Consider the following 21799-nt stretch of genomic DNA (forward strand, 5'->3'; position numbering starts at 1 on the left):
CTGAGGCACGCGCCAGCATGGCAAGGCGTGCCGGACCATCGTCGCCCCCTGTCATCACCGAGGCGACGGAGGTGCTGTGCTCGGAACTCGCGCTGAAGCCACCTTTCTCCTCTGCCGGGTGCAAGCGCGCCTGTGCGGACTGCCGCTCGACACCGTCGAGGAAATCCTGCGCCCTCAGCCGGTCCGGCCGCTGGCGGCGCCGGTCGCCCATGTGCTGGGGCTGGCCCGGATCCGCGGCCGCTGGGTGCCGGTGGTCGACCTCGCCGGCCTGCTGGGGTTGAACGGCGGCGCGGTCCGTCGCTATGTCGTGCTGCGCGTCTGCGACCGTCAAGTGGCGGTGGCGGTGGACGAGGTGATGGGCCTGCATCGCCTGTCGCTCGAGGCGATGGATGCCCTGCCGCCCCTGCTTCGGGACCCCGGCCATGCGGCAGTGGCCGCCCTGGCCGCCCGGGATGAGGACCTGATCGCGCTGCTCGACACCGCCCGGCTGCTGCCGGACGACTGGCTGTCCACCCTGCCCGATGCCCAGGCCCCTCGGCCGGGGGAGAGCGCTGCATGACCCCACCACAGGCCGTGGACCCGTTGCTGATGACGCGCTGGAGGGCGTTGCTCGCGGCGCGACTCGGCCTGCAGTTCGATCCTCGCCAAGAACGTTGGCTGGCCGATCGATTGGTGAAACTGGCGGGCGAGACCGAGATCGCGTCGTATCTCTCGCGGCTGGAGCAACATCCGCGTCCCGCCGACACCGACCGATTGGCGGCCGAACTCACCGTCGGCGAAACCTTCTTCTTTCGCCACGCCGAGCAGTTCGATGCCTTGCGGCTGGCCCTGCTGCCGGCCTGGATGCGCCGCCCCCATCCGCCCCTGCGGCGATTGCGCGCGCTGTCCGCCGGATGCGCGACCGGCGAGGAGGCCTATACCCTGGCGATCACCCTGCACCGGGCCGGACTCACCACCGCCGGCATCGACTGGGAAGTGACTGCCTTTGACCTCAATCCCGAGGCCATCACCAAGGCCGGCGCAGCGCGCTATGGCGAATGGAGCCTGCGTGCGACACCGCCCAGCTGGCGCGATCTCTGGTTTCGCCATGAGGACACGACCTGGACCCCGCTGCCCTCGCTGCGCCAGCGCGTGCGCTTCGAGCAACGTCAGATCGCGCAACCCGATGCGCAGTTCTGGGCGCCCGGCAGCTTCGATGTCATCTTCTGCCGCAACATGCTGATGTACCTGGACGGTGCCTCGCTGCAGTCGGCCGTCCGGCATCTCACCACGGCGCTGGCGCCCGGCGGCGCCCTGTTCCTCGGTCATGCCGAGACCCTGCGGGGGCTGACCGATGACCTGGCGCTCCGCCAGGCGCAGGGATGCTTCTTTTATCAATCACGCTCGACGAGGGAGACGGAGACGGGCGACACGCTCTGGCCGTTCTCGCCAGCCCCATCGCCGTGCCTCAGCGTCCCGCCCGCTTCATCGGCGGCCGTTCCAGCTCACGCTGCCGGGGCCAAGAGCGCCTCGCCTGCGCAGGCCACGATCAGCGGCCCTGCCCCATGGGCCGACGCGTGGCCGATGTCCGCCCCCGGCGCGCTGGAGGAAGACCGTGCATCGATCCCTGCCGCGCGCACCGGCCTGCTGGATGAGGCCTTGCTGCTGGTCGAGACCGGCCAGATCAACGATGGGCTGCGAGCCTGCGCCGAGTTGATGGGCGGACCGGCGCCGGCCGAGCTGCAAGCCGAGGTGTATTTCATCCAGGCCCTGGCGATGGAAGAACGCGGTGAGCTGTCCGCCGCCGAGTGGCATCACCAGCGCGCCGCGGCCAAGGACGCGGCCTTCGCCATGCCGCATCTGAGGCTGGGCCTGCTGGCACGACGCCGCGGTGAAGTGGTCGCCGCACGACGCGAATTGCATCACGCCCACGACCTGCTGGCGCGCGAATCGACGGAGCGCCTGCGCCGGTTCGGTGGCGGATTCGAACGGGATGCTCTGCGGCAGCTGTGCCGCGCCGAAATCGGAGGAGCCCAGACATGAGCCTGTCGACCCAGGATGCCCCTTCCGGTGCGGCCCCCTCACCCGGCTCTCCGGTCGGCGGCGACGTGCGGCAACAGCTGCATCAGTGGCGGGAGGCCTTCGATCGGTCCTTTGCCGAACCTCGCCAGACCGGCGAGGACGGCGACACCATGGATGTGCTGGGCATCCGGATTGCCGGTGCGCCGTTCGCCGTGAACCTGGCCGATCTGGCCGGCCTGATGCCCGCCATGACGCCCGCCCCGTACCCCGCTTCTGCCCCCGGTCTGCTCGGGCTGATCGGCCATCAGGGCCAGGTGTTGCCGCTGTACGACCTTCAGGCCCTGATCGGCCTGGGCGCCGCCCCAGCCATGCGCTGGTGGGCGGTGACGCGGGCGGCGGCGCTGGCCATCGCCTTCGAAGGGTTCGACGGCCAATGGCGTCTGACGCGCCAGGACCGTCTGCAGCAGACGGACGCCGCCGGCACCGGCCTGGCGGTGCGCTGCGGTGGCCACTTGCGGCCCTTGATCGAACTGACCGGGCTGGTCGCCCGCATCGCCAGTGCCGCCGGGGCTGCCGCGGTTGCCGCGGTTGCCGATACCGCCGGCGGCTCAGCCCCACCCCATCCTTGAGCAGGGAGACGTCACATGTGGACATTCGGCAGAAAGTTGACCGTCGGTTTCGCCCTGTCGTTCCTCCTGCTGTTGCTGATCGGCGGGCTGTCCTACCGCGGCGTCGAATTCCTCACCCGCACCAGCTATGAGGTGACCCACACCCACCAGGCACTCGCCACCATCGACGGCCTGCTCAGCGCGATGAAGGACGCCGAGACCGGCCAGCGCGGCTTCCTGCTGACCGGCGACGACAGCTACCTCGAGCCCTACCGCAGCGCGGTGACCGAGGTGCCGCGCATGATCGTTCAACTGCGCGCCCTCATCCGCGACAACCCGAGCCAGCAGAGCCGGTTGAACCAGGCGGCGATCATGATGGACAACCTGCTGCAGTTGCACAAGGAGCGCATCGACACCCGCAAGGCCGCCGGCGAGGACGCCGCGATGCGCCTGGTCCGCATGGGCGACGGCAAACGGCGGATGGACGAGCTGCGGGTCGTCATCGGCCAGATGGAGGATGCAGAGGAAGAGACGCTCAAGCTGCGCGCCAAGGAGGTGGAGGCGGCTGCGCACGAGGTGCGCTCGGCCATTGGCTGGGGCACCTTGGCGGGGCTCTTGCTGGTGCTGCTGGCGGGCTTCGTCCTCAACCGGGCGTTGTCCGGCCAGATCGGTGCGGCGGTGCGGCATGTGCAGCGGTCCTCCGCCGAATTGCAGGCAGCGGCCAACCAGCAGGCCGCCGGCGCCCGCGAAACCGCCACCTCGATGACCGAGATCGCCACCACCATTTCGGAGCTGCTGGCCACCTCGCGCCAGATCGCCGACAGCGCCCAGCGGGTGGTCAGCGTGGCGGAGCAGACCGCCGGCTTCGCCCGCGCGGGCGACGGCACGCTGCAAGCCGCCCGCGAGACCATCGCGGCGATGCGGCGGCAGATCGACCTGGTGGTCGACCACATGCTGGACCTGGGGCGCAAGTCACAGCAGATCGGCGTGGTGCTGGACCTGGTGAGCGAACTCGCGGAGCAGACCAACATCCTGGCGATCAACGCCACCATCGAGGCGACGGTGGCCGGGGACGCCGGACGTCGCTTTGGCGTGGTGGCCGACGAGATCCGCAAGCTGGCCGACCGCATGACCGCGTCCACCAAGGAGATCCGGATGCAGATCGATGATGTGCGCGGCGCGGTCAACACCACCGTCCTGGCGACCGAAGCCGGGTCCAAGGCGGTCGATGCCGGTGCGCGCCAGTTCGACGACGTCACCGCCACCTTCGGCCGCATCGCCGGCCAGGCCGTCACCACCACCGATGCGGCCCGCGAGATCGAGCTGTCCACCAAGCAGCAGGCCACGGCGGTGGAACAGCTCAACATCGCGCTGTCCAACTCCGCCCAGGCGTCCCGCGAGACCGAGGCCAGCTCCGGCCAGACCTCGCAGACCGCCACCGAGCTGGCCGAAACCTCGCGCGACCTGCTGCGCCTGGTCCAGGCCCAGCGCGCCTGACCCCGACCCGACGACACCCCGTGGCCAAGGACCCCTACCGCTACTTCCGCGTCGAGGCGCGGGACCTGCTGCGCCAGATGAGCGACGCGGTGCTGGCGGCCGACCAGGTCCTGGCACCGGAGCTGCCGGCCCGGCTGCTGCGGTTGGCTCATACGCTCAAGGGCGCGGCGAGCGTGGTGCGCCAGCCCGCGATCGCGGCGCAGGCCCATGCCATCGAGGATCTGCTCACCCCCCTGCGGGACAGCGCACAAGCCCCCACCCGCGATGAGCTGGATGCGCTGCTGGCCTTGATCGATGCGGCGACACAGGCCGTCGCCTCGCTGGATCCCGTCGCGGGCGCAGTCGCGGGAACATCGTCCCCCTCGACCGCGGCAGGCGCCGACCTGGTGACTGCGCGCTCGACGGGCGCCGGAGGTCCGGCAGTGCCGACGCGCGGCATGGCTGCCAGTCCATCGAGGACGGCCGATCCATCAACGTCGCTGTCGACCGATCCCTCGACGCCGTCGGTCGGCTCGCCACCGCCCGGCGGGACCGTGCCACCGGGCCCGACGGCGTCGCCCTCCACCGCCACAGACGACGCCATGGCGCCGCTGTCCACGCCCTATCTGGAAATTCCTCAGCTCGTGCCGGAGGAAGTCGATGCGGTGAGCGCCGCCATCGCGCAGACCCAAGCCCACCTCGCGGGCCTGCAACGCGCCACCGGGCTGCTGCGCACGCTGCGCGGCAGCCTGCCGCTCTCGCCGGAGGATCTCGCCAGTCGGCTCGCACGGATCGAGGACCAGATCGAGCGCGGCACGCGGCAGTTGGGTCACGGCATCGTGCAACTGCGCGACAGTGCGGAACAACTGCGGCTGTTGCCGGCCTCGCATCTGTTCGGCCCGCTGCAACGCGCAGCCCGGGACGCCGCCCGCTCGCAAGGCAAGCAATTGCAGTTCAAGGCACAGGGCGGACAGGTCAAGCTCGAAGGGGCCTTGCTGAACGCGGTGCTGGGCGCGCTGGTGCAGGCCATCCGCAACGCGATCGCCCACGGCATCGAGACGCCGGAGCGGCGGCTCGCCGCCGGCAAACCCGCCCACGGCCTGATCGAGCTGGCCATTGACCGACGCGGTCGGCAGGTGCTGTTCAGTTGCACCGACGACGGCGCCGGGCTGGACTTCGCCGCCATCCGCCACAGCGCGGGCCGCCGCGGCATCCCCGGTGCGGAACAGATGGACGACGCCGCGCTCACCGAACTGCTGCTGCGCGGCGGCCTCAGCACCGCCCGGCAGGTCGATGCGCTGGCCGGCCGCGGCGTGGGCATGGACCTGGTCCGAGACACCGCGGACCGGCTGGGCGGGCGGCTGTCCTTGCGCAGTCGACCCGGCCAGGGCACGACGGTGGAGCTGCTGCTGCCCCTGCAGCTCGCTGCGGTGAAGGCCATCCTGGTGCAGGCGGGCGGCCGCTGGGCCTGGATCCCGCTGGAGGCGGTCGAGCAGGTGCTGCAACGGCCCGCCTTGAACGGCCAGCATCTGGCCGTCGGCGATGAACTGTTGCCGCATGTGGACTTGGCCGACCTGTTGTTCACCGGTGCGCCGGCGATGTCGACGCGACGGCATCAGGAACCCCGTTCGGCCCTGGTGCTGCGTTGCGGCTCGCAGCGCGCCGCGCTGGGCGTGGATGCCTTGGACGGGGTCGCCAGCGTGGTGCTGCGTCCGCCGCCCGCCTTGCTGCCGGACAGCCCGCTGGTCACCGGACTGACGCTGGACGCCGACCAACAGCCGTTGCCGGTGCTCTCGCCGGACGGCCTCATCGCCGCGGCGCGCCAGGCGCGACCGCGTCCCGCCGCAGCGCCGCCGCGCACCGCCACCATCCTGGTCATCGATGATTCACTCACCACCCGGATGCTGGAGCAAAGCATCCTCGAAGCCGCCGGCTACCGGGTGCACATGGCGGCCTCGGCCGAGGATGGCCTCGAGGCCGCCCGCCGGGCGCGGTATGCGTTGATCCTCGTCGATGTGGAGATGCCCGGCATGAACGGTTTCGAGTTCATCGAACGCATTCGCGGCGACGCCGCGCTGCGCGACATCCCGGCGGTGCTGGTCAGCTCCCGCAATGCACCGGAGGACTTTGCACGCGGTGAATCCGCCGGCGCGGACGGCTACATCGTCAAGAGCGAATTCGCCCAGAGCGAGTTCCTGGCGCAGGTGGCGCGACTGGTGGCGCGGTCGATGCAGGCCGACCTGCTGTCGGCCCCGCGGGCCAGCGCCGCAGCGGGAGCGTCGACATGAGCGCCAACAGCCGCGGTGGCGGCCTCTCGGGCAGCTTCCCCACGGACGGCGCGGGCGGCTCGGGCGCCTCGGGCGGCACCAGCGGCACCAAGCCGCTGCGGGTGCTGCTGGTGGAAGATTCGCCCACCGTGCTGGCCCATATCCGCGACGTCCTTCAGGGCCATCGCGACATCGAGATCGTCGGTGAAGCCCACGACGGCAGCCAGGCGGTCACGCTGTGCCAGCGGCTGCGTCCCGATGTGATCTCGATGGACATGATGTTGCCCGGCATGGATGGCCAGGCCGCCACCGAGGCCATCATGGCCCACTGCCCGACGCCGATCCTGATCGTCTCCAGCTCCACCAATCGCGGCGAACTGCTGCGGACCTACGAAGCGCTGGCCGCCGGCGCGGTCGAAGTGCTGGAAAAGCCCAACGGCCGGCAGCCCGAAGGCGAATGGGAACGGCGCTATGTGACCTTGCTGCGCCTGGTCGCCCGCATCCGGGTCATCACCCATGTCCGGGCCCGGCTGCAGCGGCCGCCCTCGGTGCCGGGGCCTGCGCAGAGCCGCCGTGCGGTGCTGGCGCTGGGCGCCTCCACCGGCGGGCCCGGCGCGCTGATGCAGATCCTGCAGGCCCTGCCGGTGCCCGCCCCGCTGCCGGTGCTGATCGTCATGCACATCAATGCGGTCTTCAGCCGCGGCTTTGCGGAGTGGCTCGACGGCCAGACCCATCACAACGTTCGCTACGCACGCGGCGGGGAGGCGCTGCGCGAGACCGTGGGGCAGGTCATCCTGGCACCGCCGGATTCGCACCTGATCGTGAACCAGGGCCTGCTGCAGCTCAGCCATGTCCCGCCGCGGCATTCCTGCCGACCGTCGGTGGATGTGCTGTTCGAATCGCTGGCCGCCGAACTCGGCAGCGGCGTCGTCGCGGCGCTGTTGACCGGGATGGGGCGCGACGGCGCGCAGGGTCTGCTGGAAATTCGCCGCGCAGGCGGTGCGACGCTGGCCCAGGATGAGGCCAGCTCGATGGTGTATGGCATGCCGCGCGAAGCCGCCCAGTTGGGTGCTGCCGAGCGCATCCTGCCGTTGAACGAGATCGGACCGACGCTGGTGGCGTTGAGCGGAATGTCCTGGGGGGGACACACCAAATGAATCACAACAACGAGATCGCATTCATCGTCGAGGACAGCCTCACGGTGCGCATGGACCTGCGCGAGGCGCTGGAGGATGCCGGCTTTGCCTGCGTCGAATGCGCCACGCTGGCGCAGGCTCGCGTGGCGCTGGCCCACGACACGCCGGCGCTGGTGCTGCTGGACACCCAGTTGCCCGACGGCGACGGCGGCCACTGGCTGCAGGAACTTCGCGGCGCGCCGCAGGGCACCGAGACCGTGGTGCTGATCCTGTCCAACGCCGCCCAGGCGGGCGACCGGATGCGCGGCCTGGCGCATGGCGCCGACGAGTTTGTGGGCAAGCCCTATGACCGCAGCTATGTGGTGGATCGCGCCCGGGAGCTGCTGCGCCAGCGCCAGTCCCAACGCCAGGACATGACGACGACGCAGGGGCCCTCGGTGCTGCTGATCGACGACAGCGAGACCTTTCGCCACGCCCTGCGCGAGGCCCTGGAACCGGTGGGCTACCGCATCCATCTCGCGGCCCATGGCGAAGACGGCTTGCGTCAGGCCGCCGCCCTGCGCCCCAACGCCATGATCGTGGATCAGCACATGCCCGGCCTGGACGGTGCCGCCGTGATCCGTCGGCTCCGGCTCGACCCGGCCCTGCGCCACACCCCATGCCTGCTGCTCACCGCCGACGAAGGTGCCGATGCCGAGCTGCGTGCGCTGGAAGCCGGCGCCGATGCCTTTGCCCGCAAGCAGGACGATGTCGACATGATCCTTGCCCGCGTCGCCGCCATGCTGCGCAGCGCCACCGCCAGCCTGCCGGAACAGGGCGCCAGCCTGCTCGGTCCGAAACGGGTGCTGCTGGTCGACGACAGCCCCAACATCCTGGCCGAGCTCGGCGCCGCCCTGCGCGACGACGGCTTCGATGTGGTGCCCGCCCGCAGCGGCGAGCAGGCCCTGGAGCTGCTCAGCGTGCAGGCGGTGGATGCGGTGCTGATGGATGTGCAGATGCCGGGCCTCGGCGGTCTGGAGACCTGCCGCCGCATCAAGGCGGCCCCGGCGATGCGCGACATCCCGGTGGTGCTGCTGACCGCGCTGGATGGCCGCGACGCCATGCTCGCGGGCCTGGAAGCGGGTGCAGACGACTATGTCGTCAAGGCCGGCGGCGAGGTGGAGCTGCTCAAGGCCCGGCTGCGCGCCCAGCTTCGTCGCAAGCAGTTTGAAGACGAGGCTCGCCGTGTCCATGCCGAGCTGCATCACAGCGCGATGGAAGCGGCGCAGGCCCGCGCCGCCCGCACCCTGGCCGACAGCCGTGCCGAGCTGCTGGCGGCCCTGCAGCAGCGCAACGAGGCGCTGGAGCAGCTGAACGCCGAGCTCAGCCGCGCCAGCAGCGCCAAGACGGCCTTCCTGTCGACCATGTCCCATGAGCTGCGCACGCCGCTCAATGCGGTCATCGGCTTCGCGCAGCTGATGCGCGACGGTGCGGCAGGGCCGGTCAGTCCGCGCCAGGCGGAGTTCTGCAACCACATCCACAACGCCGGGCAGCATCTGCTGTCGCTGGTCAACGACCTGCTGGACATGGCCAAGATCGAGGCCGGCCGGGTGGATCTGGACTTCGAGGCGGTCGACCTGGACGACCTGCTGCGTGACGCGCTGGCCATCGTCCAGGAGCGCACGCGGTTGGCCAACATCCAGGTCAAGCTGTTCGGCGTGGGCAGCGGTCAGCGGCTGTGCGTGGACCGGCGCCGCCTGCGGCAGATCATCTACAACCTGCTGTCCAACGCAGCGAAGTTCACCCCCAAGGGCGGCCTGATCCGGCTGGAGGCGGAACGGGTGACCCGGGCGCGTGCCAGCACCGCCCTGCCCGGCTTCCCGACGGGCCGCCGCTCGGAGCTGCCGGAGAACGACTTCCAGGAGTTCGTGCAGATCAGCATCACCGACAGCGGCATCGGCATCCCGGCCGACAGCCTGGAGCGGCTCTTCCAGCCGTTCAACCAGATCAAGAACATCCTGACCCACAAGGTCGAGGGCACCGGCCTGGGCCTGGCCACGGTGTCGCGGCTGGTGCAGTTGCATGGCGGTGCGGTGGCGGTGACCAGCGAGCCCGACCGCGGCAGCTGCTTCACCTGCTGGCTGCCCTGGCGTGAGCCGGTCATGCCGGATGTGGTGCTGCCGGACGACCCGGCCGCGCGGCCGTTGGCCCTGGTCATCGAGCACAACCTGCAGGCCGCCACGCTGATGCAGACCCAGCTCAACGGCGCCGGCTTCCGGGTGCGGCATGTGACTTCGGCAGAAGAGGCGCTGGCGTTGTCGGAGCATCTGCGCCCGGACCTCATCACGCTGGAGGTCCAGCTGCCCGGTCTGGACGGGTGGGAGCTGCTCTCGCGGCTGAAGAACCTCAACGGCTGGGCGCACATTCCGGTGGTGGTGGTGTCGGTGGACGCGGGGCAGGAAGTGGCGCTGTCGCTCGGCGCCTCGGCGGTGCTGCACAAGCCGATCAGCCGCGCTGCCCTGGCCAAGGAGCTGGAGGTGCTGGGCTTCAATCCGACCGACACCCGCAACTTCCTGGTGCTGGCCATCAGCGAGGCGCCGGGCGACCTGCAGTCGCTCAGCACCTACCTGTCGCAACCGGGCTTCTCGGTGCTGCGGGCCACCGGCGGCAAGGATGGCATCGACCAGGCCCGCCGGCATGTGCCCGACCTGATCGTGCTGGACCTGCTGATGGCGGAGGTGGACGGCATCGGCGTGGTCGAGGCGCTGCAGCGCGACCCGTTGACCGCGGCGATTCCGGTGATCGTCGTGGCCGCCTCGCAGCTCACCGCCCGCGACCGCGAACTGCTCAACCGGCATGTGCAGCGCGCCCGGCCGGTGGCCACGGTCACCAGCCCCGCGCCGCTGCCCGACGGATCCCGCCAGGTCAACGGCCCTCAGGGCCACTTCATGGATGAGGTCAAACGCGCCATCAGCCGCACCAGTTGGGGCGATCTGGATCCGCTCGACGAATGAGCCGCCCCCCCCGGCCGCAGGGCCGCTCAAGCCGCCAACAGCGGCCACATTGGGGACACCGAGCCTCAGGGACACAGCGCAGGATGACGGAATGAACGAGACGCCCGGACCACACGGCCTGCAGGCCCAGCAAGACACGCACGATTCGCAAGATCCGCACGATTCGCACGATTCGCAAGCGACGCCAGGCCAGCCAGGATCGACCGCCACCGGCCGCCCGCTGCGGGTGGTCCTGGTGGAAGATTCGCTGACCATCCGTCGCCAGCTCATCCCATGGCTGGAGAGCCGCGCGACGCTGCGCATCGTGGGCGAGGCCAGCGACGAGGCGATGGCCCTGGCGCTGGTCGACCACACCGCGCCGGATGCGGTGCTGCTGGATCTCTCACTGGCTCAGGGCGGCTCCGGCATCACCGTGCTGAAAGCCCTGCGCAAGCGCGGTTATCGCGGCCAGGTGCATGTGTTGTCGCATCAGACGCCCGACACCTACCGTGCCGCCTGCCTGTCCGCCGGTGCCGACGGCTTCTTCGACAAGGCCGAGGAACTCGAGGCGCTGTGGCTGCATTTGTTCGGGGCCGAACGCGCGCGGGCGCCGCTGGCGCCGCTGCGCGCTGCGGCCTTGCTCGACCGGCTGGACCAGACCGCTCGCCTGGCGATGCGTGACGGCGGTGAACTCGCAGTCCACGTGGTGTTGGGCGATTCGGCCACGCTGGCGGAGGTGGCCGCCTCGCTGGCCGACGCGCTGGACCTCGGCGACGTGATCGGGTGGCTCGACGAGCCGCCGGCTGGCCGTCTGGCCATCGTGCTCGGCGAACCCGACACCGAACCGCCGCTGATTCACCGGCTGGCCCAGCCCATGGCCGACGCGGCGCTGCGCCTGGGCCATGCCGCGATGCCGGCGGAAGCCCTGTCCGCAGGCGGGTTGCTGACCTTGGCACAGACGCGCGCCATGGGGCTGACGCCCCGCTGAGCGCGCGATCGCCCGGTTGACGCTCGGGGCTGTGCGCCAGGGATGACCCTGGTGTGACATCGGAAGCAGGCCGAAAGAGGGGCCGTCGCGGTTTTTCGCCTCCAATTTCAGCGATGCGCGGCGAATTTGCGCCGATCGCCGGTCATTTTCGTCGTCGGGGCCACAACCTGGGGTTGCAGGCACTTGAGTTGCCCCTCCCGAGTGGATTACGCTCGACGACGGAGGTCAACGACCGTGGATGTTCTTCAACTGGATATCTCGGGCCGGCCGCAATCCTGGATCTCGACCAAGGAAGCGGCAGTGCTCTATGCGAGCGATGCCGTGGCCTGGACGCTGGGGGAGCCGTGCCACGTGCTGCGTGGCGGCACCCAGCGCATCACCGGATTGCAGTCGCGCATCGAACTGCACCCGATCATTGCGGTGCGCGGCAGCGTGCCGACACGGGCCTGGCGGCAATCGCCGGCGCTGTCGAATCCGAAGCTGTTTGCGCGGGATCGCCATGTCTGCGCCTACTGCGGCCACGCCTTCCATGCGGACCTGCTGACGCGGGAGCACATTCAGCCGGTCTCCCGGCAAGGCCGCGACACCTGGATGAACTGCATCACCGCCTGCCGCGGCTGCAACGGTCGCAAGGGCAATCGCACGCCGGAAGAAGCGCACATGACGCTGCTCTACCTGCCCTATGTGCCCAGCCTGCATGAGGACATGATCCTGCGCGGCCGGCGCATCCTGGCCGACCAGATGGAGTTCCTGCTCGCCTGCGTGCCCCGCTCCTCACGCCTCTACCCCACTTGACGCACCCGCCGACAGGGGTGAACAGCCTGGAGTACAGTGGCTGTTCATCGGCCCTTGCCGGCCTTCAGGCGTCGCCGATCCGGCGAACGCGCGGCTCGTAAAGTCTTGTTGCCACGTCAACTGGGCCCGGGCGGCCGGCGTTGGGTTCAGACGTATGTGGAGTCAAGACATGAAGAAGCTGCTGATTGCCTCGCTGGTGGCCACCCTGGCCGCCTGTTCCACCAGCAACCCGGACGTGATCCAGCGCGGTGACGCGCAACGGCTGTCCACCGTGCAGGACGCCACCGTGCTGTCGGTGCGCAACGTGACCGTGGATGGCTCGCAAAGCGGCGCCGGCGCCTTGACCGGTGCGGTCGTCGGCGGCGTGGCGGGATCCACCGTCGGTGGCAGCCGTGAGGGCTTGATCGTGGGCGTGCTCGGCGCAGTGGCCGGTGCGGCGATCGGCAATGCAACCGAACGCGGCGTGACCCGCGAGGACGCCGTCGAAATTCTTCTGCAGATGCGCAACGGCGAGCGTCGCGCCATCGTTCAGGCCAAGGGCAATGAGACCCTGCAACCCGGCGAGCCGGTCATCATCGTCAATACCGGCGGCAAGACCCGCGTGATGCGCGCGCCTGCCGCGACACGGACCCAGTAAGGCGCCAGCGCCGCCGGTCCAGTACCCGCTGCCGCCCGCCGTTCGACGCCGTGTCGATCTCGGGCGGTCAGTCAGCGTCGACGGCTTGGCATTGGCTGGCCACTCTGGCTGACGAATCCAGCTGACGCGGCTGACGCGGCTGACGCGGCTGACGCGGCTAACGAGCCGATCATCGCGCCCGACAGGCCAGTCGCCGTCTCAACGTCTCAACGTCTCAGCGCCTCAGCGATTCACCGGTCCCCCTCGAGCGGTCACTTCACCCGCTGCTTTTCCAGCTTGCGCGCCAGGGTGCGCCGATGCATGCCGAGCCGCCGCGCGGTTTCGGAGATGTTGAAGTCGGTCGCCGCCAAGGTCTCATGGATGCGCTCCCACTCCAGGGTCTTGATCGAGGTGGTGGCCCGTTCGGTGACCTCGACATCGGCATCGCCCTGGGTGCGCTCGAAGGCCGCTTCGATGTCATCGGTATTGGCGGGCTTGGCCAGATAGTGACGCGCACCCAGCTTGATCGCCTCGACCGCCGTCGCAATGCTGGCGTAGCCGGTGAGCACCACGATCACCATCGCCTCGTCATGCTCGTGCAGGGTCTGCACGCAGGTCAATCCAGAGCCGCCGCTGGCGAGCTTCAGGTCCACCACCGCATATTCCGGCGCATCTTCCGGCCCGCGTTCCGCCAGCAGGCGCTGCACCTGCTCCACGTTGGCCGCACGCAGCACCGTGTAGCCGCGACGTTCGAATGAGCGCGACAGCGTGCGTGCGAAGGCGTCGTCGTCCTCAACAATCAGCAGCAGTCGGTCTTCGTCATCGGCCATCATGGGCTGCATTCTCCGGCAGACCCTGAGGCATCAGTGCGGACAGAGGTAATCGGATCGCGACTTCTGCCCCACCGCCCTCCTCCGGCAGCCGGTTGCGGGCCTGCAGCACGCCGCCCAGGGACCGGCAGACATTCAGCGCCAGGAACAGCCCCAGGCCGCCGCCGGGTCGTCCCTTGCTCGACTGATAGGGCTTGCCGAATCGCTCCAGCATCTCCGATGGAAATCCCGGGCCATGGTCCTGCACGCAGATCACCAGTTGATCCTCTTCGGCAAAGGCCCGAAGTCCGACCGTGCGCGCTGGTGCAGCCTCCAGCGCGTTGTCGAGGATGTTGTCCACCATCTGCTTGAGGCCCACGTCCGACACGATGCGCAGATCGGGCAGTGCGGCGTCGCGCCGATAGTCCAGGCCCACGCAGGGCCGCGTGGTGCGCCAGTGCAGCACCAGCTCGTCCAGGAAGGCATGCAGCGTGGTGACTTCCGGGGCCTCGCCGCGCATCTCGCCCGCCGACATCAGGATGCCGCTGACGATGGCCTTGCAGCGGCTCAGCTGGATCTGCATTTCCTCGATCTCTTCGCGCAGCTCGGGATCGCCCGCGAACGGCGCCATGTGCGCCCAGTCGCCGAGGATCACCGACAAGGTTGCCAGCGGCGTGCCCAGCTCATGCGCCGCGCCGGACGCCAGCAAACCCATGCGCACGATGTGTTCCTCTTCGGCGGCACGCTGTCGGAGATCAGCCAGGCGCGCATCGCGTTGCCGCAGGTTGCGACTGATGCGGTGGATCGAGGTGACCAGCAAGCCCGCATTGATCGCAAAGCAGATCAGCAGCCCGCCGACGTAATGCGGCGGCAGCGACAGACCCGCCAGGTCCGGCAACAGCAAGGGCTGATGCCATTGGGTCAGGGCCAGGAAGCAGGCGGACGTCAGCCCCACCATCGGCCAGACAAAGCGGGCCGACAACAGCACCGCCCCCACGGCGATCTGCAGCAGGAACAGGAAAATGAAGGGATTGGTGACGCCGCCGCTGTAGAAGAGCTGACCGCTCAGCACCGCCACATCGACCAGCAGGCCGGCGAACAGCTCCGCATCGCTGACGCCCGGCACCCAGCGGGTGCGGGCCCAGCAGGCGATGTTGAACAGCAGCAGCACCGACAACAGCGTCAGCATCTCCGCCACCGGCAGCCGGATGTGCAGCGCGAAATGCACCGACACCACGGTCACCAACTGCCCGGCCACCGCCAGCCAGCGCAACTGCACCAGTTGGCGCAGGTTGTTGCGGCCGGCCTGATTGACCGGCGCTTGTCGCCCGCCGCTCAGCGCCTCCGTATCCAGCCGTCCGAAGCGGCTGTCGCCGGTGCCGGTGTCAGTCGGCGTCAGCGGCACGGTCCGGCTCCCCGGTCTCGCGACGGCGCCGATCCTCGCGCCACACGATCACCGCGATCCCCACGGTCATCAGCGCCATCGCGAACCAGGTCAGCGCATAGGAGCGATGGTTGTTGTTGAAGCGGATGACGGTGAGCCCCGGACGCGGCCAACGGTCCGCCGGGCTCGCCGCTTTGGCGGTCGATGGCTCACCCAAGGCGGCTGCGGCAACCGCTGCAGACGAGCCGGCCGCCAGGTCATCGCTCTCGTCCACGAAGTACGGTGCGACCGGCCCCTCCAGCGCCTGGGCGCGACCGATCGCCTGCACATCGCGGGAGTACCAACGGCCGGCCTGCGCATCGTTGCGCTGCAGCAGGCTGCCGCCGGGCTCGGTCAGACGCAGCAGGCCACGGAGCTCGACCTCGCCTTGCTGCTCGGTGGCGCTGCGCGAGGCGCGGGTCTTGAACGCCGCCGGCACGAAGCCGCGGTTGATCAGCACCCAGTTGCCGTGCGTGGTGCGCAGCGGCGTGATCACCCAGTAGCCGGTGCCCAGCTCGGTGCTCGCGCCCACCAGCGTCTCGCGGGAATGGTCGAAGCTGCCGCGCACGATCAGGCGGCGGTATTCGTCGTCCGCCTTGTTGATCGCCTCCCACTTCGCGCCTTCGGGTGCGAGCTCGGCGGGCGCGGCCAGACGTTGATCGAGCCGGGCGATCAGGTCTTCCTTCCATGACAGGCGCTGAAGCTGCCAGCAGCCCAGCGCCACGAACGCCGCAAACAAAAGGGCCGCGCCCGACAGCAGCGCCCAGAAGGCGGTGCTGCGGCGCGGCCGCTGCGGCAGGTCCCGGACGGGCTCGGCCATCAGGGCATGTTGCGCATGTCGTGGACCGGCATCATGTTGGCGTTCAGGTGATACATCACCCAGATCGAACCGGCCAGCATGATGACGACGACGGCGATGGTGAAGATCAGCGACAGCATCGACCAGCCGCCTTCCACCTTCGAGTTCATGTGCAGGAAGTACACCATGTGGACCACGATCTGCACGGCGGCGAAGCCCAGCAGCACGAGGCCGGTGGTCGTCGACGACGGGATGATCTTGGCCATCACCAGCCAGAACGGGATGGCGGTCAGCACCACCGACAGGATGAAACCGATCACGTAACCCTTGACGGTGGCGTGATAGCCCACGTCGTCATGGTCGTCGTGGTGGTCGTCATGGCCATGGTGGCCTTGGTCGTGTTGGTTGTTGTGCTCGCTCATGGCAGCACTCCCATCAGATAAACGAAGGTGAAGACGCCGATCCAGATCACGTCCAGGAAGTGCCAGAACATCGACAGGCAGATCAGGCGACGCTTGTTTTCCTTGGTCAGGCCCAGCTTGCTCACCTGCACCATCAACGTCACCAGCCAGATGCAGCCGAAGGTGACGTGCAGGCCGTGGGTGCCGACCAGCGTGAAGAAGGACGACAGGAATGCGCTGCGCTGCGGGCCGGCGCCTTCATGGATCAGGTGGGCGAACTCATAGAGTTCCACCGCCAGGAAGCACAGGCCCAGCAGGCCGGTCACCGCCAGCCAGCCCAGCGTGCCGGCCTTCTTGTTGGCCAGCATCTTCAGCATGGCAAAGCCATAGGTGATGGATGAGAGCAGCAGGAAGCCGGTGTTGATCGCCACCAGCGGCAGGTCGAAGAGATCGGCGCCCGACGGCCCGGCCGCGTAGCTGCGGCCCAGGACCGCATACGTCGCGAACAGCACCGCGAAGATCAGGCAGTCGCTCATCAGGTAGATCCAGAACCCGAGAAGCGTGCCGTGCTGCGGATGGTGGTCGCCGTTGTCGTAGAACACCGGCGCACCGGTGTTGTTCGTCATGGTCGTTGCTTGCATGTTGGATTTCGCTCGCTGCGGTTTCAGGCCCGGGCGGCCAGCACCTGGGTGCGGGCATCCTCCGTGCGGGTCACTTCATCCGCCTGGATGTAGTAATCGCGCTTGTAGTTGAAGGTGTGGACGATCGCGGCGATCACCGTCACCGCGAAGGCCACGCCGGCCACCAGCCACATGTGCCAGATCAGCGCGAAGCCGAACAGCGTGGACAGGCCCGCCAGGATCACGCCCGCGGACGTGTTCTTGGGCATGTGGATCGACTTGAAGCCGCTCACCGGGCGCTGATGGCCCCGCTGCTTCATGTCATACCAGGCGTCATGGTCGTGCACCACCGGGGTGAAGGCGAAGTTGTACTGCGGCGGGGGCGACGAGGTCGACCACTCCAGCGTGCGGCCACCCCAAGGGTCGCCGGTCACGTCGCGCAGTTGCTCGCGCTTGAGGAAGCTCACCACCAGTTGGATCAGGAAGCAGCCGATGCCTGCGGCGATCAGCAGCGCACCCAGGGCGGCGATCTGGAACCAGATCTGCAGCGACGGATCGTCGAAGTGGCTCATGCGGCGGGTCACGCCCATCAGGCCCAGCACATACAGCGGCATGAAGGCCACGAAGAAGCCGATCTGCCAGAACCAGAACGAGCACTTGCCCCAGAACGGATCCAGCTTGTAGCCGAAGGCCTTCGGGAACCAGAAGGTGATGCCCGCCAGCAGGCCGAACAGCACGCCGCCGATGATCACGTTGTGGAAGTGGGCAATCAGGAACAGCGAGTTGTGCAGCACGAAGTCCGCCGGCGGCACCGCCAGCAGCACACCGGTCATGCCACCGATCACGAAGGTGACCATGAAGCCGATCGTCCAGTACATCGGCACTTCGAACTCGATCCGGCCGCGGTACATCGTGAACAGCCAGTTGAAGATCTTCGCGCCCGTCGGGATCGAGATGATCATCGTCGTGATGCCGAAGAACGAATTCACACTGGCGCCGGAGCCCATGGTGAAGAAGTGGTGCAGCCAGACCAGGTAGGACAGGATGGTGATGACCACCGTCGCATAGACCATCGAGGCATAGCCGAACAGCTTCTTGCGGCTGAAGGTCGAGACGACTTCAGAGAAGATGCCGAAGGCCGGCAGCACCAGGATGTAGACCTCCGGGTGACCCCAGATCCAGATCAGGTTGACGTACATCATGGCGTTGCCGCCGAGGTCCGTCGTGAAGAAGTTGGTGCCCGCATAACGGTCCAGCGACAGCAGCGCCAGCGCCGCAGTCAGGATCGGGAACGAGGCCACGATCAGGATGTTCGAGCACAGCGAGGTCCAGGTGAAGACCGGCATCTTCATCATGGTCATGCCCGGCGCGCGCATCTTGATGATGGTGGCGATCAGGTTGATGCCCGACAGCGTCGTGCCCACACCGGCCACCTGCAGCGACCAGATGTAGTAATCGACACCCACCCCCGGACTGGCCAGCAGGCCCGACAGCGGCGGATACGCCAGCCAGCCGGTGCGTGCGAACTCGCCCACGAACAGCGACATCATGACCAGCACGGCACCGCCGGTGGTCATCCAGAAGCTGAAGTTGTTCAGGAAGGGGAAGGCCACGTCGCGCGCGCCGATCTGCAGCGGCACCACGTAGTTCATGAAGCCGGTGATCAGCGGCATCGCCACGAAGAAGATCATGATCACGCCGTGGGCGGTGAAGACCTGGTCGTAGTGATGGGGCGGCAGGAAGCCGAGCTGGTCGCCAAAGGCGATGGCCTGCTGGCCGCGCATCATCAGCGCGTCGGCGAAGCCGCGAAGCAGCATCACCAGGCCCAGCACGATGTACATGATGCCGATGCGCTTGTGGTCGATGCTGGTCACCCAGTCACGCCAGAACGGGCCCCAGAGGCGGAACTTCGTCATCATCGCGAGGACGAAGAGGCCGCCCAGGATCACGGCAGCGAAGGTGCCGAGCAGGATCGGCTCGTGAAGTGGGATCGCCTCAAGGCTGAGGCGCCCGAAGATGAGCTTTTGAGCGTCAATCATCTTGGATCTCGGTAAAGCTTGCGTTCCCGGCAGCCCGCGTCAGCGGGCCGGCCGGGCGCCGATCAGTTCGTGGGACGGGTGGAGGCCCATTGCGCTGCGTACTGGCCCGCGTTGTCGGGCGTGCACAGGGCGGCCACGAAGATCCGCTTCTGTTCATTGCTCCAGGGCTTGCTGGCCAGGCCGTCGATCGAGCCCTTGCCGCCGCCGCCCAGGGCATCGATGGCCATCATCTGGCCCATGCACATCTTGCTGCCGTCGACGCAGCGGTTGACCACCGCATCGAACAGGCCCGGGGCCACCGTCGAGAAACGACGCACCGGCTGACGCTCGCTGGGCTTTTCCAGGTCCAGATAGGCCTCGCGGGTCAGTTGCACGCCGTCGGCCTTGTTGCGGTCGACCCAGGCGGCGAACTCGTCGTTGCTCAGACCGTGGAACTTGAAGCGCATGTGCGAGAAGCCGTCGCCGCTGAAGTTGGCGGAGAAGCCGTCATACACGCCCGGCTTGTTGATCACCGCATTCAGCTGGCTCTGCATGCCGGGCATCGCGTAGATCATGCCGGCCATGGCGGGCACGTAGAAGGCGTTCATCACCGTCGACGAGCTGATCTTGAAGTGGATCGGCCGATCCACCGGCGCTGCCAGCTCATTGACCGTGGCAATGCCTTGCTCCGGATAGATGAACAGCCACTTCCAGTCCAGCGCCACCACCTCGACCAGCAGCGGCTGGGTGCCGGCCGGGATCGGGCGTTGGGCGTCCAGGCGTTCCAGCGGACGGTACGGGTCCAGCTTGTGGGTGCTGATCCAGGTCATCGCACCCAGCGCGATGATGATCAGCAAGGGCGCGCCCCAGATGATCAGCTCCAGGCGGGTCGAGTGATCCCAGTCCGGCGAATAGGTGGCTTTCGGGTTGGACGCACGGTAGCGGAACGCAAACACCAGCGTGAGGATGATCACCGGGACGATGATCAGCAACATCAGCAAGGTGGAGGCGACGATGAGCTGTGCCTGTTGGTTGGCGATGTCACCCGAAGGTTTCATCACCACCAGGTCACAGGCGGTCAGTGGCAGGGCCAACGACAGCAGGCCGAGGCGGGCCAGGCTTGTTTTTAGTGATGCTTTGAGGTACATGAGAGACAGCCAGCAGGCGGATGACCCACGAAGATTGCCAGGCAGATCGCCCGGCAAACCAGCGACCGGTGCGACAAGCAAGGGAGCGACAGTCGTCAGGCGCGTTCACCAGGGGAGAAACCCAAACCGTTCACCACGGGTAAACGACAAACGGGAAAACGACACTTGCCGATAGTTGCGTGTCAGGCGCAGATTTTGCCTCATCGACTCAAACCAACTAGTGGACATTTTGTCCCAGGTAGGAGACACATGAACACCACCACCATTTCCACCGTCGGACAACCGCTTCCCAAGGGGACAGGCATGGCCACCCAGGCAGAGCAGGACGCGATCGCGCCCGGTGACATCGCCGTGGGCGTCGTGATCGGTCGGGCGTCGGAGTACTTTGACTTCTTCGTCTACGGCATCGCGTCGGTCCTGGTCTTTCCCGCCATCTTCTTCCCTCACCTGGAGCGGCTGGAGGGCACGCTCTGGTCGTTTGCGCTGCTCGCCCTGGCCTTCGTGGTCCGGCCGATCGGCACCCTGGTCGGGATGGAACTGCAGCGCCGCTTCGGCCGGGGCGTGAAGCTGACGGTCGCGCTCTTCCTGCTGGGCATTTCCACCTGCACGATCGCGGTCATCCCCAGCTACAACTCATGGGGCACATGGGCGATTACCGCGCTGGCGCTGTGCCGCATCGGCCAAGGCCTGGCGCTGGGCGGCTCCTGGGACGGCCTGCCGTCGCTGCTGGCGCTGAACGCACCGGAAGGCAAGCGCGGCTGGTACGCCATGCTCGGACAGCTCGGCGCGCCGATCGGATTCCTGATCGCGTGCAGCCTGTTCGCCTATCTGTGGGGCAGCCTGAACTCGATCGACTTCCTGAGCTGGGGCTGGCGCTTCCCGTTCTTCGCCGCCTTCGCGCTGAACGTGGTGGCGCTGTTCGCCCGGCTGCGCCTGGTGGTGACCCACGAGTATGAGAAGAACCTCGAGGAGCACGAACTCGATCCCTGCGACACCCGTGAACTTTTTGCCAAGCAGGGCTTCAATATCTTCCTGGGCGCGTTCGCCTCGCTGGCCAGCTATGCGCTGTTCCACATCGTGACGGTGTTCCCGCTGTCCTGGGTGCTGCTGTATCCGGACCAGTCGATCGGCCAGTTTCTGACGGTGCAGATCATCGGCGCGCTGCTCGCGGCGGGTGCGATGCCGCTCTCGGGCCTGCTGGCTGACCGCATCGGCCGCCGCAGCACGCTGGGCAGCCTGGCCACCGCCATCGGCGTGTTCAGCCTGTTCACGCCCATCCTGCTGGACAGCGGCAGCGTGGGTCAAAACATCTTCATCCTGGTCGGCTTCGTGCTGCTGGGGCTGTCCTACGGCCAGGCGGCCGGGGCGGTCACCTCGAACTTCCTGCCGCACTTTCGCTACACCGGTGCGGCGCTGACCGCCGACCTCTCCTGGCTGTTCGGTGCGGCCTTCGCGCCATTGGTGGCCCTGGGGCTGTCGGTCAAGTTCGGACTCTGGGCGGTCACCGTCTACCTGCTCTCCGGCGCCGCCTGCACGTTGATTGCGCTGCGCACCAACCGCGCCATGCAGTTGAAGGACCGCGACTGAGTCCGCCCCGGACCGGCCGCAGCGGCGGCGGCGACTGAGCTGCCCGCCCTCTGCATCCAGCCCCTCCCACCTCAACGGCCGATCCGACGATCGGCCGTTTTTCATGATTGGTCCGGATTTCTTCTCCGCGCGGCA

18 protein-coding genes are annotated in these 21799 nt (G+C 68.1%); 11 read left to right on the forward strand and 7 right to left on the reverse strand.

Annotated features, from left to right (window positions below; genetic code table 11):
• Positions 1-76 precede the first annotated feature (76 nt).
• The 10 genes from N4261_RS20395 to N4261_RS20440 all read left to right on the forward strand — a co-directional run bounded on the left by N4261_RS20395 (position 77) and on the right by N4261_RS20440 (position 12880).
• Positions 77-559 carry a chemotaxis protein CheW gene (locus tag N4261_RS20395; RefSeq protein ID WP_261757091.1) on the forward strand — a complete coding sequence of 161 codons (483 nt, stop codon included), beginning with the start codon at positions 77-79 and terminating at the stop codon, positions 557-559.
• Entirely contained in the window at positions 556-2022 is a 1467-nt protein-coding gene (locus N4261_RS20400; protein ID WP_261757092.1) for a CheR family methyltransferase, read from the forward strand. Before N4261_RS20395 ends, N4261_RS20400 begins: the two co-directional genes overlap by 4 nt.
• Positions 2019-2630, forward strand: a complete 612-nt coding sequence (locus tag N4261_RS20405) for a chemotaxis protein CheW (protein WP_261757093.1) — start codon at positions 2019-2021, stop codon at positions 2628-2630. Before N4261_RS20400 ends, N4261_RS20405 begins: the two co-directional genes overlap by 4 nt.
• Positions 2631-2645: 15 nt before the next feature.
• The gene (locus tag N4261_RS20410) at positions 2646-4106 is read left to right on the forward strand and encodes a CHASE3 domain-containing protein (RefSeq protein WP_261757094.1); all 1461 of its coding nucleotides are present in this window, start codon (positions 2646-2648) and stop codon (positions 4104-4106) included.
• A 20-nt stretch (positions 4107-4126) separates the two neighbouring features.
• On the forward strand, positions 4127-6373 hold the full coding sequence (locus N4261_RS20415; protein WP_261757095.1) for a hybrid sensor histidine kinase/response regulator: 2247 nt from the start codon (positions 4127-4129) through the stop codon (positions 6371-6373).
• Positions 6370-7509 (forward strand): chemotaxis-specific protein-glutamate methyltransferase CheB, encoded by a 1140-nt coding sequence (gene cheB, locus N4261_RS20420; RefSeq protein WP_261757096.1) that lies wholly within the window; start codon positions 6370-6372, stop codon positions 7507-7509. The genes N4261_RS20415 and cheB overlap by 4 nt, the downstream gene beginning before the upstream one ends.
• On the forward strand, positions 7506-10481 hold the full coding sequence (locus tag N4261_RS20425) for a response regulator (protein ID WP_261757097.1): 2976 nt from the start codon (positions 7506-7508) through the stop codon (positions 10479-10481). The genes cheB and N4261_RS20425 overlap by 4 nt, the downstream gene beginning before the upstream one ends.
• 91 nt (positions 10482-10572) lie before the next feature.
• Positions 10573-11448 (forward strand): response regulator, encoded by an 876-nt coding sequence (locus N4261_RS20430; RefSeq protein ID WP_261757098.1) that lies wholly within the window; start codon positions 10573-10575, stop codon positions 11446-11448.
• A gap of 234 nt (positions 11449-11682) precedes the next feature.
• Positions 11683-12243, forward strand: coding sequence for an HNH endonuclease (locus N4261_RS20435; protein ID WP_261757099.1), 561 nt, complete (start codon positions 11683-11685; stop codon positions 12241-12243).
• A gap of 169 nt (positions 12244-12412) precedes the next feature.
• Positions 12413-12880, forward strand: a complete 468-nt coding sequence (locus tag N4261_RS20440) for an outer membrane lipoprotein (protein WP_261757100.1) — start codon at positions 12413-12415, stop codon at positions 12878-12880.
• Between the two features lie 251 nt (positions 12881-13131).
• Here N4261_RS20440 and N4261_RS20445 read toward each other — a convergent pair whose 3' ends face one another.
• The 7 genes from N4261_RS20445 to cyoA all read right to left on the reverse strand — a co-directional run bounded on the left by N4261_RS20445 (position 13132) and on the right by cyoA (position 20077).
• Complete coding sequence (locus tag N4261_RS20445) at positions 13132-13689, reverse strand: response regulator transcription factor (protein ID WP_435532084.1); 558 nt, start codon at positions 13687-13689, stop codon at positions 13132-13134.
• A complete protein-coding gene (locus N4261_RS20450; RefSeq protein WP_261757102.1) occupies positions 13679-15073 on the reverse strand; it encodes an ATP-binding protein in 1395 nt (464 codons plus the stop codon). Before N4261_RS20450 ends, N4261_RS20445 begins: the two co-directional genes overlap by 11 nt.
• The gene (locus N4261_RS20455; protein ID WP_261757103.1) at positions 15054-15911 is read right to left on the reverse strand and encodes an SURF1 family protein; all 858 of its coding nucleotides are present in this window, start codon (positions 15909-15911) and stop codon (positions 15054-15056) included. Before N4261_RS20455 ends, N4261_RS20450 begins: the two co-directional genes overlap by 20 nt.
• Positions 15911-16312 (reverse strand): cytochrome o ubiquinol oxidase subunit IV, encoded by a 402-nt coding sequence (gene cyoD, locus N4261_RS20460; protein ID WP_261757105.1) that lies wholly within the window; start codon positions 16310-16312, stop codon positions 15911-15913. Before cyoD ends, N4261_RS20455 begins: the two co-directional genes overlap by 1 nt.
• Complete coding sequence (gene cyoC, locus N4261_RS20465; RefSeq protein WP_261757106.1) at positions 16309-16917, reverse strand: cytochrome o ubiquinol oxidase subunit III; 609 nt, start codon at positions 16915-16917, stop codon at positions 16309-16311. Before cyoC ends, cyoD begins: the two co-directional genes overlap by 4 nt.
• A 38-nt stretch (positions 16918-16955) precedes the next feature.
• Positions 16956-18950 carry a cytochrome o ubiquinol oxidase subunit I gene (gene cyoB / locus N4261_RS20470; protein ID WP_261757107.1) on the reverse strand — a complete coding sequence of 665 codons (1995 nt, stop codon included), beginning with the start codon at positions 18948-18950 and terminating at the stop codon, positions 16956-16958.
• A gap of 62 nt (positions 18951-19012) precedes the next feature.
• On the reverse strand, positions 19013-20077 hold the full coding sequence (gene cyoA / locus N4261_RS20475) for a ubiquinol oxidase subunit II (protein WP_261757108.1): 1065 nt from the start codon (positions 20075-20077) through the stop codon (positions 19013-19015).
• A 249-nt stretch (positions 20078-20326) separates the two neighbouring features.
• On the opposite strand from cyoA, the gene N4261_RS20480 reads away from it, so the two are divergent.
• Entirely contained in the window at positions 20327-21664 is a 1338-nt protein-coding gene (locus N4261_RS20480; RefSeq protein WP_435531959.1) for an MFS transporter, read from the forward strand.
• The last annotated feature ends 135 nt before the right edge of the window (positions 21665-21799 follow it).

This window comes from Roseateles amylovorans, assembly GCF_025398155.2.
GTDB classification, from domain to species: Bacteria; Pseudomonadota; Gammaproteobacteria; order Burkholderiales; family Burkholderiaceae_C; genus Roseateles; species Roseateles amylovorans.